This window comes from Thalassoglobus polymorphus (genome assembly GCF_007744255.1).
GTDB classification, from domain to species: domain Bacteria; phylum Planctomycetota; class Planctomycetia; order Planctomycetales; family Planctomycetaceae; genus Thalassoglobus; species Thalassoglobus polymorphus.
Genome location: NZ_CP036267.1, coordinates 6,314,336 through 6,330,103, shown reverse-complemented (window position 1 = coordinate 6,330,103; position 15,768 = coordinate 6,314,336). Strand labels below are relative to the sequence as shown.

General features: G+C 50.9%; 10 protein-coding genes. 4 read left to right on the top strand and 6 right to left on the bottom strand.

All coding sequences use genetic code 11. The features are described 5' to 3' along the window. Positions 1-178: 178 nt before the first annotated feature. Positions 179-1,621, top strand: coding sequence for a sulfatase family protein (locus Mal48_RS22920; RefSeq protein ID WP_145205498.1), 1,443 nt, complete (start codon positions 179-181; stop codon positions 1,619-1,621). A gap of 9 nt (positions 1,622-1,630) precedes the next feature. Here Mal48_RS22920 and Mal48_RS22915 read toward each other — a convergent pair whose 3' ends face one another. From Mal48_RS22915 to Mal48_RS22895, 5 genes are all read right to left on the bottom strand, one after another. After that, the gene (locus Mal48_RS22915) at positions 1,631-2,764 is read right to left on the bottom strand and encodes a PDZ domain-containing protein (RefSeq protein ID WP_197441925.1); all 1,134 of its coding nucleotides are present in this window, start codon (positions 2,762-2,764) and stop codon (positions 1,631-1,633) included. 246 nt (positions 2,765-3,010) lie between these two features. Further along, positions 3,011-3,655, bottom strand: a complete 645-nt coding sequence (locus Mal48_RS22910) for an RNA polymerase sigma factor (RefSeq protein ID WP_145205492.1) — start codon at positions 3,653-3,655, stop codon at positions 3,011-3,013. Between the two features lie 244 nt (positions 3,656-3,899). Beyond that, positions 3,900-4,976 (bottom strand): AAA family ATPase, encoded by a 1,077-nt coding sequence (locus Mal48_RS22905; protein ID WP_391601348.1) that lies wholly within the window; start codon positions 4,974-4,976, stop codon positions 3,900-3,902. 451 nt (positions 4,977-5,427) lie between these two features. After that, the gene (locus tag Mal48_RS22900; protein ID WP_145205488.1) at positions 5,428-7,221 is read right to left on the bottom strand and encodes an aspartate kinase; all 1,794 of its coding nucleotides are present in this window, start codon (positions 7,219-7,221) and stop codon (positions 5,428-5,430) included. 243 nt (positions 7,222-7,464) lie between these two features. Beyond that, positions 7,465-8,472, bottom strand: a complete 1,008-nt coding sequence (locus tag Mal48_RS22895; RefSeq protein ID WP_145205485.1) for an NAD-dependent epimerase — start codon at positions 8,470-8,472, stop codon at positions 7,465-7,467. Between the two features lie 135 nt (positions 8,473-8,607). Between Mal48_RS22895 and Mal48_RS22890 the strand changes: the two genes are divergently transcribed. Beyond that, entirely contained in the window at positions 8,608-10,188 is a 1,581-nt protein-coding gene (locus Mal48_RS22890; RefSeq protein WP_145206515.1) for an aldehyde dehydrogenase (NADP(+)), read from the top strand. 181 nt (positions 10,189-10,369) lie between these two features. On the opposite strand, the gene Mal48_RS22885 is transcribed toward Mal48_RS22890, so the two are convergent. Beyond that, positions 10,370-12,022, bottom strand: a complete 1,653-nt coding sequence (locus Mal48_RS22885) for an Nramp family divalent metal transporter (RefSeq protein WP_145205482.1) — start codon at positions 12,020-12,022, stop codon at positions 10,370-10,372. Between the two features lie 372 nt (positions 12,023-12,394). Here Mal48_RS22885 and Mal48_RS22880 point away from each other — a divergent pair, with 372 nt between their 5' ends. Continuing rightward, positions 12,395-13,111: a DUF2306 domain-containing protein gene (locus Mal48_RS22880; RefSeq protein ID WP_145205479.1), complete on the top strand. Its 717-nt coding sequence runs from the start codon at positions 12,395-12,397 to the stop codon at positions 13,109-13,111. Between the two features lie 385 nt (positions 13,112-13,496). Then, the gene (locus tag Mal48_RS22875; RefSeq protein WP_145205476.1) at positions 13,497-15,272 is read left to right on the top strand and encodes an ABC-F family ATP-binding cassette domain-containing protein; all 1,776 of its coding nucleotides are present in this window, start codon (positions 13,497-13,499) and stop codon (positions 15,270-15,272) included. The last annotated feature ends 496 nt before the right edge of the window (positions 15,273-15,768 follow it).

Here is a 15,768-nt window from a genome sequence, read left to right as displayed (position 1 = left end):
AAATGTTCTAGAGAACTGTTTTACAGAATCGCTCTGATTCAAGTATCTTGATGGCTGGGATTCGAGGGACTAAGCACTTCCAATGCTTATCGTGCACTTGAAGAACAATTTCGGATTTGCACTTCGACCTTGATCCCTCTTCCAGTCGCATTCTGCTTCCCATGCAAGCGAGACCACCATGATGTTGACGCCGAGACTATTTCCGCTGACTTCCCTACTTGCTCTCTACTTGCTTCAGACCATCGCTTCTGCTGCTGACCGACCGAACATTGTTTTCATTTACACAGACGATCAAGCCCCCACTGCGGTCGGATTCAGTGGAAACACTGAACTGAAGACACCCAACATTGATCGCATAGCCAATGAAGGTATTGTCATCAAAAACGCCTTCACAGTGACTCCGGTGTGCAGCCCAGCCCGCGCTGCGTTAGCAACCAGTCGCTATGCCTGCGAACTCGAAATCCTGGACTGGATCAATCCCAAGAAAGAACCCGAACTCGGCTTGAATCCGAACACCATCACCTGGATGGAACTACTGCAAAAAGCGGGCTACCGAACTTCACTCTCCGGGAAATGGCATCTTGGAACTGCCGATCGATATCATCCGACATTACAGGGGTTTGACGATTTCATGGGGATTCGTTCCGGGGGATGCCCGCCGAAGGACCCTGTTCTGGAAGTGAACGGGCACGACACAAAGATGTCCGGATTTACCGTCGATCTGGTCACTGAGAACGCTCTGAAGTTTATACGAGAGAACCAAAAGAAACCGTTTCTCGCATCGATTCATTATCGAGAACCGCATGCAGCGTGGCTACCAACCCGAGATGAAGATTGGGAACCGTATCAGGATCTTGACCCATCGTTACCTCAGCCAGTTCATCCTGACCTGAATGTCGAACTCGTCAAGAAACGAATTCGCGAATACTACGCCAGCGTGGCGAGTGTCGATCGGAACGTTGGGCGCGTTCTTGATTTGCTTGACGAGCTGAAACTTGCAGACAACACCGTCGTTGTCTTCACCAGCGATCACGGGTATCACTATGGACATCATGCCTTGTGGTACAAAGGGAATGCTCAGTGGATGCTCAACACTCTCCCCGAGCAAACATGGCCGCACATTGCACCAAAACAACGACCAAACATGTATGATCAGGCACTCAAAGTTCCCGCAGCGATTCGCTGGCCTGCCGGACTCAAAGGAGGACGAACCGTCCCACAAACGATGTCGAACCTCGATTGGTACCCCACCCTGCTTGCCATGGTGAATGTCGAGATCCCGGACGATCTTGAGATTCGCGGAAGAGACTTCACTCCGATGTTAAAAGGGCTCCGCATTGCCTGGGACAATTCTCTTTACAGTGAATACAGTATGCGGCACGGTGCGAAAACCGACATGCGTTGCTGGCGCACTCCTCAGTGGAAGCTGATGATCGACTTCGCCAATCCCGGTCGCGGTGAGCTTTACGACCTTAATAATGACCCTAATGAACTCACGAACCTGTTCGATTCAGAAGAGCCGCAGCATGTCGCCATTCGTGATTCATTCAAGTCAAAAATCCTGAAGAAAATCAAGCAAATCAACGATCCCTTGCAACTCGAAATTGAGTCGCTCAATTAAGGGAACAGCTTACGGAACAGGTGTCGGTTCGACGGGCGGGTTGTCTGGAGAATTGCCGGCCCCGCCCTTAGGTTCAGGTGCAGGTTTCTCTACGGGCAACTTTCCGAGAGGGCCAACGACGGGGGGCGGCGTGTCGACGATTTTATCTCGATTGAATGACGCCTCGCGCCAGGAGCCGAGTTTGACCTGCTTCATCAGCTCTTCACCATTCCGATTGATGGTAAAAGTGACCTCATCGCCAATATTGTAATCCTGAAGAGTGAGCACCAGGTGTGGAAAACTTCGGATCGGTTTTTCATCGACAGCGAAAACAAAATCTCCGGCAACCAATCCCCCTTTGTCTGCGGGTCCATTCTCAGCGACCTCGCCCACCTGGCACGGGCTGGGGAATGGATTCGAAGTCACTCCCAGACACGCTCCTCGCTCCTGAATCGTGAGCCCTCGAAGCTCTCTCGCTAAAAGGTACAAATCGTTGATTTCAATATTGTTCCCTTTGATTGAATAAATGGCGAGATCTCGATGATTCGAAAGTCTGGTAAAGTGCCACAAATCTTCTGTTGTCCCGGACCAGTTTTCATGAATGAAAATCGAATGCAGGACAGCTGCGGGGCCGAGTTCGACGCCAATCTCAGGAAGTATGGCGGCTTTCTGTGCAAAAATTTCCCGTCCATTCGAAATTGCAAATGGAGAGAAGTAGATGAACTGGACGCCGAGTTTCTCCAATGCGATTCGGGCTCTCGACTCACGCAACCGCGCGTTTCCCTGTAACACAAGCCCAGCGGGAACGGACGCCGCACCACCTGATCTGGCAAGGTGCTGCAGGATCTCTTCAGCATGTTCGCCAACTTCTCCGTCATCCTGCAGGAAGACGTGTTCCAGTGATTCCACGAGACGCTGTGCTGTTTCCGGATCGGCAGAGAGAGCTGCCTGCTCCAAAGCCTCCAGATTGTCAGCTGCAGAGAGTGTCAGTTCTCGACGTGCTTCTGTCCGCTCAACAAATGAAGAACTTCCCAGTTTCGCAATCAGCTCGCCAATCACTGCAGAGTCGGCAGCCATGAGCCTTGGAGAGACCGCGACAATACTCACAAACAGCAAGATCAATGATCTCCTGCGGAGTCTTAGTTGATATTTTTGGTGAATCATTCGATCCATCATGAGGGCATATCGTCAGAAGCGAAATGGGGGGAACGTCACGTTCTAAGGAGAGTATAAGGTAACATGGGAAGAAAAAACATGTAAAGCTGAACTCAACCTCAGTCCAGAGGCAGCCGCTCATTGGTGGTTATTGAAATCCCCCTTCCTCCAGAATTGCCAAGGATTGAACAGGGACTTCGCAGGAAGCGGGCCGCCTTCAAGTAGCTTGCGGGGTCGCACTGCTTGTGGCTCCGATTATGGTTCCGAAGGAATCCCAAACATATCGAAGTCAAAGCTTGAGGAGAATTGCGTCGCTGCCTCTTTCAGCTTGGACACGACGAAGTATTTGTGGTTGGCCACTGCTTGCTCGCTGATGTTCAGCAAGTCAGCAACCTCTTTGTTGGGGAAGCCACGGACAAAAAGTAACTCAATGCATTTTAGACGTTCGTACTCACCATTCTGCATCCACTGCTGAATCAATCCTTCCAGGCAGTCCGCGAGAACCTCTTCTTCTCCAGTCTTACGTTCAACACTGCGGGCAATACTCGATGCGACCCGTTCGCGCCCGACAGGATCGTAATCTCCCTGAGAACTGTGGCCGGCGTTGAGTGGCAACGTAGGTCGACGACCATTTCGCCGGAGGACATCAGTCAGCTTGTGAGCCGCGATCGCGAACAGAAACGACTGAATTTTTTTCGTCTCATCAAAGTTGGGGAGAGCTGTCAGGAACCCCAAAAATGTGTCTTGAACGACATCTTCAGCTGTCGCCCGGTTGCCGACGCGGCTTTGCACAAACGCCTGCAATCGACCTTCATATCGCTGAATACACTCCTGCCAGGCTTTCTCTTCACCGGCACGTATCCGTTTAATGAGCTCTCGATCAGCAACAGAACTGGTCATGAAATTCTCGAATGAGCAGGGATGAGGATCTTCCGTATTTTCAATGGTAACCCGATAAAACGCCTACCACGAAACATGCAACAACGGAGAAACGAATAAACGATTGAAGGAATTTGGAGAGACTGCTCGCCACGAAGCAGAACCCGAGCATCAATTCAACAATGCGATCAACAACAGGAACGCTCGCACTTATCGACGAGAATCAGTGTCACCACACTTCAACAGTGAACTCAATACCTGAAAATCAATACTTGGACTGTTTCGCTTTTTCCTTCACTTCCACTTTAACGTGTGAGACAAGTTTTCGGATCACATCATCTGGAGAAATTCCGTCACTGTCCGCCTGAAAGGTCGTCAAAATGCGGTGTCGCATGACCGGAACTGCTACAGATTTGACATCATCGGTCGTCACGTGAAAGCGGCCTTCCAGAATTGCACGTGCTTTGGCACCTAGAATGAGATATTGCCCGGCACGGGGACCAGCTCCCCAAGAGAGATATTTCTTAATGAATCCGGGGGCGTCTTTTTCATTCGGACGGGTTGCTCGAACCAAGTCGCGAGCATAGACGAAGACATGTTCTGCCACGGGAACTTTTCTAACGACTTCCTGAAGTGCCAGAATTTGCTGACCAGTCAGCGCCGGTTTGAGTTCGGGAGTATGGCTGCCGGTTGTCTGTTTCAGAATTCGTAATTCTTCGGCAGCTGTCGGATAGTCGACCATCACATTGAACATGAAACGGTCAAGCTGTGCTTCGGGAAGAGGATACGTCCCTTCCTGTTCAATAGGATTCTGTGTTGCCAACACAAAAAATGGACTCGGCAAGCGATAGGTATTCGAACCGACAGTGACATGCCGCTCCTGCATCGCTTCCAATAACGCCGCCTGTGTTTTCGGCGGAGTCCGGTTGATTTCGTCTGCGAGTAAGATGTGTGTAAAAAGCGGTCCCTGCATAAATTGAAAACTGCGATGACCAGTCTCCGGATCGTCCTGCAGGACATCGGTTCCGGTAATGTCGGACGGCATCAAATCTGGCGTGAATTGAATTCGACGAAAGGTCAGCTGAAGAATGCTGGCGACCGTGCTGACCAAGAGAGTTTTTGCCAATCCCGGAACGCCAACTAACAGACAATGCCCCCGGCTGAACAAGGCAATTAACAATTGATCAACCACATCCTCCTGGCCGATCACGACTTTGCCGATTTCCTCGCGCATGCGTGAATACGCAGAGGCCAGTCCGCGTATCGCCTGTGCTTCCATTTCACTGGCGTCTATTTTGGCGTTTCCGTCGGTCGAGGGAGCGTCATTCGCGTTTTGATTCATTCAGAACTCAGCTTACGAAAGGGTGGCGAGACAAAAGTTGGACCGTTCCGGAAACCTGTGTCATGAAGATCATTCTCAACACTCTCAACAATGCCGAAACTTACTTTAGAACCGGTCCGAAAACCTCTGGAACCACCGCTTTTCTCAATGCTTGAGAGAGCAATTTCAGGTTTCAGGATCAGTTCTAAGGCACTTCCACGCTGTGAAAAATCCTCAACACAAATTCGCTCTCACAAAACCTGCACTCAGGATTGCCGTTTGAATCTCAGACAACACTTTCAGCGATCTTGCGAGAGCTTCCGAATTCCAGTGTATCGGATCACCCGCAGCAAACAACGGATTCGTCAGGACCGAATCCGTTTCCATCATGATACGAAACGATCCCGCCCCTTTGTTAGCGGGTACGAGGGATGAGTGAGATGATCAAATCAAACGAGTCTTAAGAGGAAATTCACGCCTCTTCAACAAGGTTGAAAGCTTTGTTCAAGACTTTAAAACCTGTCTTGCCTTGATCAGCGGCGACGACGGCACTCATCCGAATTTCACTGGTGTTGATCATTTGGATGTTAATGTTTGCATCAGCGAGTGCTTTGAACATCTTTTCACCCACGCCGGTATGAGTTCGCAATCCGATTCCAACAACGGTTAGTTTGCCGATCTCTGGTTCGTGACTCACTGTGGCGTCGTCCCACTTGGAAGCGAGTTCTCCAACGAGCTTCAAGCAATTCTCCAAGTCGGTCCGTTGTACTGTGAACGAAACTTCAGCATGACCGGTATCGCTCACGTTCTGGACAATCATGTCGACCATGATATTTTTGTTCGCGACGGTCGTGAAAATTTCAGCGCACGTTCCGGGGACATCGGGGATGTGATGAAGAGTAACGCGAGATTGACTTTCATCGAGCTGGACTTCGCTGACGACGATGTCTTCCATCTTGGCAAGCTTGCTGACAATCCGCGAAAGCAACTGGTCTTCGCTTTGATCACATTCAGGGGATTTCGTTTTCTGTTGAATTCCAATTTCCGGCGTTTGGGGCACGGCAGTTTCCATACAAAATCCTTCATGGACTGCCAGCAATGCCTCATCGCACCGATCACGTTCCACCAGAACAGAAATTTTAATTTCACTCGTGGTGATCATCTGCAAGTTGATCCCCTTCTTCAGAAGGATGTCAAACATCTGAGCAGCGACTCCAGAATGGTTTCGCATTCCGGCACCGACGACTGAAAGCTTCGCGACGTTTGTCCCGCTGCGAATCGTCCCTGCACCAAGAATTTTGATGGCTTCGTTAGCTGCGGTCAGTGTGTCCGCCAACTCCCCTTCCTGAACAGTGAATGAGACGGTCGCTTTGCCGTCGACTGCGACGTTCTGGACGACCATATCGACAGGAATTTTCCGTTTCGCCATACAGGCAAAGATGCAGCTCGTCACACCGGGCTGGTCGGGCAGATCGGCAAGAGTCACACGGGCCTCGTTGCGTGCGAGTGCCAGCCCGGCCACCATTCGTTGCTCACCCGTATTTGCAATCAGCGTCCCTTCACCTTCGTCGAATGAAGGACGAACACGAAGTGGCACGCAAAATTTCTTAGCGAATTCAATCGAGCGAGAGTGCATCACCCCTGCCCCAAGAGACGCTAATTCGAGCATCTCATCGTAAGCTAAGAGCGAAACTTTTCGAGCAGCACTCACCACACGAGGATCGGTCGTGAAGACTCCTTCAACGTCGGTGTAGATTTGGCATTCGTCAGCTTGCAATGCAGCAGCCAATGCAGTTGCAGTTGTGTCGCTGCCACCACGACCGAGAGTCGTGATATTCATTTCGGGATCGATTCCTTGAAACCCGCAGGCGATGACGATCTCACCGGCGTCGAGATGTTTGCGAATTCGATCTGTCGAAATGGACTCAATCCGTGCTCGAGAGAATGTCGAGTCGGTAGTGATCCCGATTTGTCCACCGGTCAGGCTGACTGCTTTCTCTCCAAGAGAATGGACTGCCATCGCCATCAGAGAAACCGATTCCTGCTCTCCAGTCGAGAGAAGCATATCCATCTCCCGAGCTGCCGGATTTTCTGACATCTCGGCTGCGAGGCGAACAAGCTCGTCAGTCTTCTTTCCACGAGCGGAAACGACCATCACCACTTGATGTCCAGCCTGCTTTGCAGCTACGGCTCTCTGGGCGGCAGCTCGAATTTTCTCAGCGTTGGCAACACTGGTTCCGCCAAACTTCTGTACAATAATCGACACGTCTTCATCCCCGGGGTTTCGAAATTATCGCATGGATCATGGGAAGGATAGGGATTGAGCGACGAGGGATCGAGTGATCAGGGGCTCTAGGAGAGATCTTCTTGAACCTGACACTTAAAGCGTACTGAAACACATACTAAAATGCGTACTGGCAGAACGCTCGAACAGAGCGGATGACTCTAGCAGATGCACGTGTCGTCAGATGCCCGATCACCAATTCGAGATCTCTGATATGACTGCCTATTACTCTTTATAGAATTCTCGATACCAGTCGACGAACCGTGAAATTCCGTCTTCAATTGAAGTCGATGGATGGAATCCGGTCGCTTTTTCGAGAGCCTCGATATCTGCGTAAGTTGCTGGAACGTCGCCAGGTTGCATTTCCAGCATGTTCTTCTGAGCGGTTTTCCCGAGATATTTTTCCAGAGCTTCAATCATCGCCATTAATTCAACAGGCTGACTGTTTCCGATGTTGTACAGCCGAAACGGAGCTTTGGAACTGCTGGGGTCAGGAGCATCGCCATTCCAATCTGGATTCGGAGTCGCAGTGCAATCGATAGTCCGAACGATCCCCTCAACAATATCGTCGACGTAAGTGAAGTCACGTTTCATCTGACCGTTATTGAAGACATCAATCGGACGCCCTTCCAAGATCGCTTTCGTGAACAGAAACAACGCCATATCAGGACGTCCCCACGGACCGTAGACCGTAAAGAATCGCAGACCTGTCGTCGGGAGCGAGTAGAGATGGCTGTAGGAGTGAGCCATTAACTCATTCGCCTTCTTTGATGCCGCGTACAAACTGACCGGATGATCGACATTGTCGCTCACTGAAAACGGCATCTGTGTATTGGCACCATAGACAGAACTGCTGGACGCATAGACCAGATGCTTCACCTGATTGTGCCGGCAACCTTCCAGGACGTTGAGAAATCCATCGATATTGCTCGCCATGTAAGCATGCGGATTTGTCAGGGAGTAACGAACCCCTGCCTGAGCGGCGAGATTGACGACAGCATCGAACTGTTCTCGTTCAAACAGAGCAGCGATCGCAGGCTGATCTGTCAGATCGAGTTTTTCGAAAGTGAAATTCTCATGTGAAGAGACAATATCGAGGCGGGCCTGCTTCAACTCCACACTGTAGTAGTCGTTGAGGATATCGAGGCCAACAACCTCATCTCCACGAGCTAAAAGGGCTTTAGACAGATGAAATCCAATAAATCCAGCAGCGCCCGTAACAAGAATTTTCATCAGTGTTTGTACCCATTCGCTTCTGGTCGCTCTCAAGGAAGCAACCACGATTCAAAAAGACAGCCTCGAAAAAAGTGACTGCGACAGTTAATCTACAGTTCGACAACAATCAAGGTCTCTATAGCGGATTTCATGATGACTTCACAACCAGTTTTGATCAATGGACAGTGGCGAGCCTCGACCGGAACGGAAACTTTTCAGGCGATCAATCCAGCGACCAAGGAAACCCTGAGCGAAGTTTATCCGGTCAGTCCCTGGTCTGAAGTGGAAGAAGTCATTGATGCCGCAGTCGCTGCCTTCAAAACGGTTCGTTCCTATCCAGTCGGACGATTCGCGGATTTTCTGGAAGCGTACGCTGCGAAAATTGAACTGAAAATCGACGAAATCGTTGAAGCTGCTCACCTTGAAACCGGCTATCCCATTTCTCCACGCCTGAAAGATGGCGAAATGGTGAGAACGCTTGACCAGCTCCGCCAGGCTGCCGACGCTGCCCGCAACCAAACCTGGTCACTCCCTACGATTGATACCAAAACGAACATTCGGTCGATGCTCGGTCCGATCGGCCCTGTAGCGGTCTTCGGGCCGAACAACTTCCCACTCGCGTTCAATTCCATTTCCGGTGGAGATTTTGCGGCGGCGGTGGCTGCTGGAAATCCGGTCATCGCCAAAGGACATCCCTCGCACCCCCGAACGACTCAACTTTTCGCTGAAATCGCTCAGGCATCGTGCGAACGTTCTGGCATGCCAGCCGGATTCATTCAATTGATCTATCGCACATCCCATGAAGATGGAGCCAAGCTCGTCGCGCATCCAAAACTGGGAGCGTCTGGTTACACAGGATCGAGACATGCTGGACTTGTGTTGAAAGAAGCTGCCGATCGAGGGGGAAATCCGATCTATCTCGAACTTTCGAGTATCAACCCGGTTTTCATTCTACCCGGGGCTCTCGAAGAGCGGTTCAGCGAAATTGTCGATGAGTTCACTGGCAGCTGCCTGATGGGAACGGGTCAGTTTTGCACCAACCCCGGACTTGTTGTTGTCAAAGCAGGAGATGCCGCAGAAGAATTCATCAATGCAGTCGCAGCCAAGTTTAAAGCAACCCCCGCTGGCACACTTCTCGGAGAAGGAGTTGCACGAAGCTTGCGAGCCGGAATTGTTGCCATTCAACAGACCGGGGCGCAGGTCGTCACCGGAAATGAACCGGCGGATGCCAACCGCTGCTCCTACGCCAACACTCTCTTGCGAGCAACTGGAAAGTCCTTCATCGAAAATCCTGCTGGCCATCAGGAAGAGGCGTTCGGCAATGCTTCGCTGATTGTCGTCGCTGACTCGGATGAAGAAATGCTCGCCATCGCTGAGCAGCTTGAAGGGAACTTGACCGGGTGTATCTATTCGAACACGGAAGGAACTGATGACGCTCTCTACGATTCCATCGCTGAAGAGCTTCGTCGACATGTCGGCCGTTTGATTAACGATAAAATGCCGACCGGTGTCGCTGTCAGCCCGGCGATGAATCATGGAGGACCCTACCCAGCGACCGGACATCCCGGATTCACCGCTGTCGGAATTCCTGCGTCGATTCGTCGATTCGCGTCTCTGGAATGCTACGACAATGTCCGTCTTCACCGCTTGCCAGAAGTGTTGCGAGACGAGAACCCGCACGAGTCACTGCACCGCGATATTGATGGAATCATGACGACCGATGATGTGAAGTAAGCAATGACGGCTCACCAATCATCGCAATGAGTTGTGAAATTCATACTGAATTTCAATTGTGCAGCACTGCTCGATCAGGATGCTCACATTTTCCGAATTGACGCTCACGTTCCGCCTCGTGGAGAGCAGTGATTTGACTGGCGAAACGTGTCCTTCACGGGCAAAGGGACAGCAAACTGCGCTAAAGAAGCTTTGCGACTTGCAGGTAAACTCCCCAGACGCCAGCAATCAAAAGCCCGAGGAATGAAACAATCAGCATCATGTCCCAAGCTTTACTCGGCATGAGTCTTGGATCAGCTGCCGTGTAGCGAAGATAAAGGGCTCCGAACCCGATCATCGGAAGCATGGTCGCCTGCATCATCCCTGAGATGAGAACTGCCTGAACCGGATTGATCCCCGTCCAGTGCAACGCCACACAAGTGATGGGAATGATGACGCAGAATGTCGACAGTGCCCGGTTGTGGGCTTTCTGGTCATTGCGATCAATGAACCCGAAGATCTTAAGAGCATCGGTGTACATTCGGGCATGTCCACCGGTCGCAACCAGAAACGTTGAGTACAACACAGCGATAGCTCCACTCAGGAACATCCACTTTGCGTACTCTCCGAAAATTGGAATGTAAGCCGAAGAAAGAGTACTCACCATCCGCATGCCGTCCGGGTTGCGGCCTTCTCGATGCAAGACTGCGACCCCCATAATGAAGAATGCCATTGTCGCGAGCGTATAAATGACCATCGAAAGAAACGCGTCGTAGTGCATCACACGCATCCAACCGCGTGCTCGTTTCTCCCATGCATCATCATCAGTCCGCTTTCCGGTGTAGCGGGCGTACCCCTTTTCAATACACCAGTACGGATAGGTAATCAGTTCCGTGGCTCCGACTCCAATAATCCCAAAGGTCGCCAAGGCGATCCCGAGTGATTCCCATTTGTTTCCCTGATTGGGCAAGCTGAAAGAAAAACCTTTCATCAATTCCGCCCCAGAGAGGCTCCAGTCCGAAGTCATTTGCAACGAGACCACGTTACCAATCGTCAGAAATGTAAACGAGATCACCAGTACCGTTGAGATCGATTGAATCACTCCGTATCGACCGTTGTAGAGTAACGCGACAGTAATGAGACCGACGAGTGTCGACCAGATTCGGTCATCGAGAGTCCAAGGGTCTTCAACCTTCTCACCTGCTCGAACGACCGCGATAGCTGCCGTTCCCCGTTCACCGATCTCGCTGAGAGCCATCCCGATGCGGTCATGACCTTGTTGAATCCGCTTCTGTTCCTCAACAGGCAGCTCATTGAACTTCACACGACCGTTTTCAAAATCGTCGTTCCAGTCATTATAGAATTGAATTTCTCCAGCATCGGGAAGTGCGATCGCTTCGACAAAATCCCCGGTGATCGGCATTGCGATGGCCATCGATTGCCCGACTCCACCAACGATTCCACCGAGTTGCAAGATCCCCGCCATCATCATGAACAGCCAGAACCAGATGATCCAATTGGCTTTTCCAATCTTCCCCGGGACGCGATTCAGCGCGTTCAAGGTCGTTTCGCCATTGATGATCGAGTAGCGGCCCAATTCAATTTGCACAAAAACTTTAATCAGGCAGCCGATAATAATCAGCCACAATAAAGCTATTCCCGCTGTCGCGCCAGTTTTTGTCGTGGCGATCAACTCGCCTGACCCAACAATGCTCCCCGCAACCACCAGCCCCGGCCCGAGCTTCAGAAGCGTCGCCCCCAGAGATTTCGGAGGTGTTTCTGTGCCAACAGAAATTTCCTGATCAAATTCAGGTGGAACAGTATCGAGAGGTTCGTTGGATTCGTCTGTGGACATAGCAAGTTGGTGAGCACTTAGGAGAGAATACAGCGAAACTTATAACGGGATGTTGATCCGTCGGCAATGAGGGGATTGAAACTTGAGGGTGCCTTCACCCGATCCTCAGCCTGTCAGCCCCCTTTCCTGTAAAGATTCGAGACCGAAATACAACTCTGCGAAACTGTGAAATGACTTCGCAGACCTCGCAAGTCCGAAGCCTCAGCGAGCAGCGAGAAGGCATTTGCAAGAATTTCGTCGATCATTTTCTCGAAATTGCTCTGACTTCTGTAAATTTCCCCCTGAGATCCACACTATTCTCGACGTATCAAGATTGTCCTGCCCGTTTTGAACTCAGTGACCCGAAACGCTCGATATTCATGAGCACGACAGATGATGTCTCTTGAACGATCTCCGTTACTGAAATGCCTGCAAGGAATGGTCTGTCTGCTCATCCTGGTTGTGACTTTCAAAATCGTGGCGATCTACGTCGATTACTTTCCGCCAAATTTTTCCGCCGATTTTCTGATCGGACGAAAGCCAGAATTTTATGGAAGTTATCAGTGGGCGTTCTATACCCACATTCTGACAGGCCCATTCACTTTAATTTTCGGGATGATTCTACTGAGTGACCGGTTTCGCATACGGTTTCGACGTTGGCACTCGCGGATCGGAAAAGCTCAAGTCGCTTTGATCCTCCTGTTTCTGGTTCCCAGCGGTTTCTGGATGGCCTTTTACGCCCAATCCGACTTCCCTGTGAAACTCGGATTTGCGACACTCTCAGTGGTTACTGGCCTGAGCGCAGCTCTCGGATGGTGGTTCGCTGTGAATCGGGATTTCCATTTGCATCGACTCTGGATGAAGCGTTGTTATGTCCTGCTCTGCTCCGCAGTTGTCACACGTGTCGTTGGTGGCGCATTGCTGACCAGTGGCGTAGAAAGTGAGTGGACCAATGCCCTGCCCGCCTGGATCAACTGGATCATCCCCCTGGTCCTTTTTGAGATCATCAATCGCAGCACGACAAGCCAGTCAGCACTTCCTCGGCAGAACAAAGCCTCTCTGGGTACGGAGGCGTTTCGCTACGTAAAATCCAATAAAACAGGAGCCTGAAAACTCAGAGGGCTCTCAGTGCCAACCAGTGCAGGAATGGTTCAGAACGACACGAATAGTAAAAATTAATTTTAGAATTGCTCAACAGCATTCGTGGAAAGAGTAACGCCATCCCCACTCGTTTTACTCAGTCTTTTTCCTAGCGAAAGACGTTCTTCACGACCGCGAAAAACATGAATGCCTTCTCTGGAATCTGTCATTCCCAAACGCTGATCAATTGATAGACTACTGGTTCATCCAACCTGATTTAACAGGTGACCGTCAACCGGCGAGCGTGCCAGAGAGCATGCGGATTGACTGTTGCGATGTGTCACTCCAAGTCTCACAAGACACATCGCTCTGTTCATGAAAAAAGAACCACAACATAATCTCTCACGGCTGAAGCATGTCTGTTTTACTGCAATTAATTAAAGGGGAAAAAAGTTACGGTGACCAGTTGCTACTGGACGATGCTGACGTGACCCTGTACGAGAATGTCAAGGTTGGTTTCGTCGGCAGAAATGGAGCAGGCAAATCGACACTTCTACGTGTTTTGCTGGGAACTGAAGAACTCGATAGCGGTGAACTCGTTCAGAGTCCGAATTTGAACGTTGGCTATTTGAGGCAACACGATCCGTTCCTGCCGGGGGAATCGGCGCTAGATTTCCTGATGCGGGATTCCAACCAGCCGGACTGGAAATGTGGAGCGGTCGCGGGTCAATTTGAGTTGAAAGGGGCATATCTGGAAGGGCCGATCTCGGCACTCTCTGGAGGTTGGCAAACTCGCGTAAAACTCGCCTCTCTGCTGCTCCACGAGCCAAACCTTCTGTTGCTCGACGAACCGACAAACTTCCTCGATCTGCGTACGCAAATCCTCTTGGAACACTTCTTACGGAACTTCAATCAAGCCTGCCTGATTGTCTCTCACGATCGATCGTTTCTAGAACAAACCTGCACGCACACTCTGGAACTCTCGCGCGGCAAGCTGACGATGTACCCCGGTCCCATTGAGGATTTTCTGGAGTATCGTGAGGAACGTCGCGAACACGACGAACGGATCAATGCCGCAGTGGAAGCGAAGCAGAAGCAGCTCAAACGCTTCATCGATAAGAACCGAGCCAACGCCAGCACAGCGAGTCAGGCAAAATCAAAAAGTAAACAGCTCGAACGGCTGCAAACGATTGAGATCGAAGCGGATGAAGCAATCGCAAACATCCGTTGCCCCCGTGTCGAACCTCGACAGGGACCAGCCGTGCGTTGTGAGCACGTCGCGATTGGCTATCCGGATCATATCGTCGCCAGCGATATCAATCTCGAAATCGAACATGGTGAGCGAGCCGCTATCGTGGGAGATAACGGACAGGGAAAAACGACCCTGCTACGGTCGCTGGTCGATTCTCTGGAACCGATTAAAGGGACAGTCAAATGGGGCTTCGGTTGCGAAATCGGAGTTTACGCCCAACACGTTTACAGCACTCTCCCTCCAGACCAGACAGTCCTTGACTACCTCGATTACCAAGCCAAACCAGGCACGACAACGCAGGAAATTTTGGCTGCAGCCGGGTCGATGCTCTTTCGCGGCGGGCACACGAAAAAGAAAATCTCCGTTCTCTCTGGGGGCGAACGGGCTCGGCTTTGCATGGCGGGTATTTTGCTCGGAACCTACAACGTCCTGATTCTCGATGAACCGGGGAACCATCTCGATGTCGAAACAATTGAGTCGTTAACCGAAGCACTGAAAAAGTATGAAGGGACGGTCATCTTTACGAGTCACGATCGACACTTCATGCAATCGTTGGCAACCTCAGTGATCGAGGTCCGCGACGGACATGTCCGCAACTACGGTGGCGACTACGGAGCGTACCTCTACTCCGTCAATAAAGAGATCGATGAAGGAGAACGAGAGCGAAACGCAAAAAGCAAAACAGCTCCGCAAACGCTGACCGCTCAGCCAGAAAAGAAATCGCAAAGCGACTGGAAAGAAGAGCGGCGCTTGCAAAAAGAGATCTCCAAACTGGAGAAATCAATTGCCCGTCTGGATGACAAAAAGAAGGAACTCAGCGAAAAGCTCGCCAACACTCCAGACCCCGAGGAAGCAATGAAAGTTCACACTGAACTGACCTCAGTGCAGGAAGAACTCACCGAGGCTGAAGACCGCTGGTGTGAACTTCAAGAGATGTAGAACCGCCTTGCCCCCGAACTCTGGATTCTGGATTTGCCCTCAAACTTTGAAAGCTGCAACCATTCCCCAAGTTGTCGGACTGGTTGCAGACCAATCGTAAAATTGCTCGAACTAGAACCAGTCCGAAAGCTACTGGAATGGTCGCTTTCCTCAACGACTGAGAGAGCAATTTCAAGTTTCAGGATCAGTTCTAGAACAGTTTGCTCTCCCGTGTGCCCGTGAAGAACGCATTCCTCTGGTGAAATGCTGTTCACCACGAGGCAGAAACTGCAAACCAATTCGAATGATGTGATCGTCGACCGTAAGTTCTGGTAGATTCGCACTTTCTTTGATTCAAACTCCAAGCCATCTCACGCCGGTTGTCTTTGAATCCGTTTCTGAAGTCTGAAATCTCAATTATCTGATCTTCGCATCCCGAGCGGCAATTTCTGCTGAAAAACTGCTCTTCTGCGATCTCGAAACTCGCGAATCCAGGGAGTTTGCGCAAGGCAGGTTG

Coding starts and splice junctions, on each gene's coding strand:
- Mal48_RS22910 (WP_145205492.1), bottom strand. CDS start 3,655: ATGACCAGTTCTGTTGCTGATCGAGAGCTCATTAAACGGATACGTGCC.
- Mal48_RS22905 (WP_391601348.1), bottom strand. CDS start 4,976: ATGAATCAAAACGCGAATGACGCTCCCTCGACCGACGGAAACGCCAAA.
- Mal48_RS22895 (WP_145205485.1), bottom strand. CDS start 8,472: ATGAAAATTCTTGTTACGGGCGCTGCTGGATTTATTGGATTTCATCTG.
- Mal48_RS22920 (WP_145205498.1), top strand. CDS start 179: ATGATGTTGACGCCGAGACTATTTCCGCTGACTTCCCTACTTGCTCTC.
- Mal48_RS22915 (WP_197441925.1), bottom strand. CDS start 2,764: ATGATTCACCAAAAATATCAACTAAGACTCCGCAGGAGATCATTGATC.
- Mal48_RS22890 (WP_145206515.1), top strand. CDS start 8,608: ATGACTTCACAACCAGTTTTGATCAATGGACAGTGGCGAGCCTCGACC.
- Mal48_RS22875 (WP_145205476.1), top strand. CDS start 13,497: ATGTCTGTTTTACTGCAATTAATTAAAGGGGAAAAAAGTTACGGTGAC.
- Mal48_RS22880 (WP_145205479.1), top strand. CDS start 12,395: ATGATGTCTCTTGAACGATCTCCGTTACTGAAATGCCTGCAAGGAATG.
- Mal48_RS22885 (WP_145205482.1), bottom strand. CDS start 12,022: ATGTCCACAGACGAATCCAACGAACCTCTCGATACTGTTCCACCTGAA.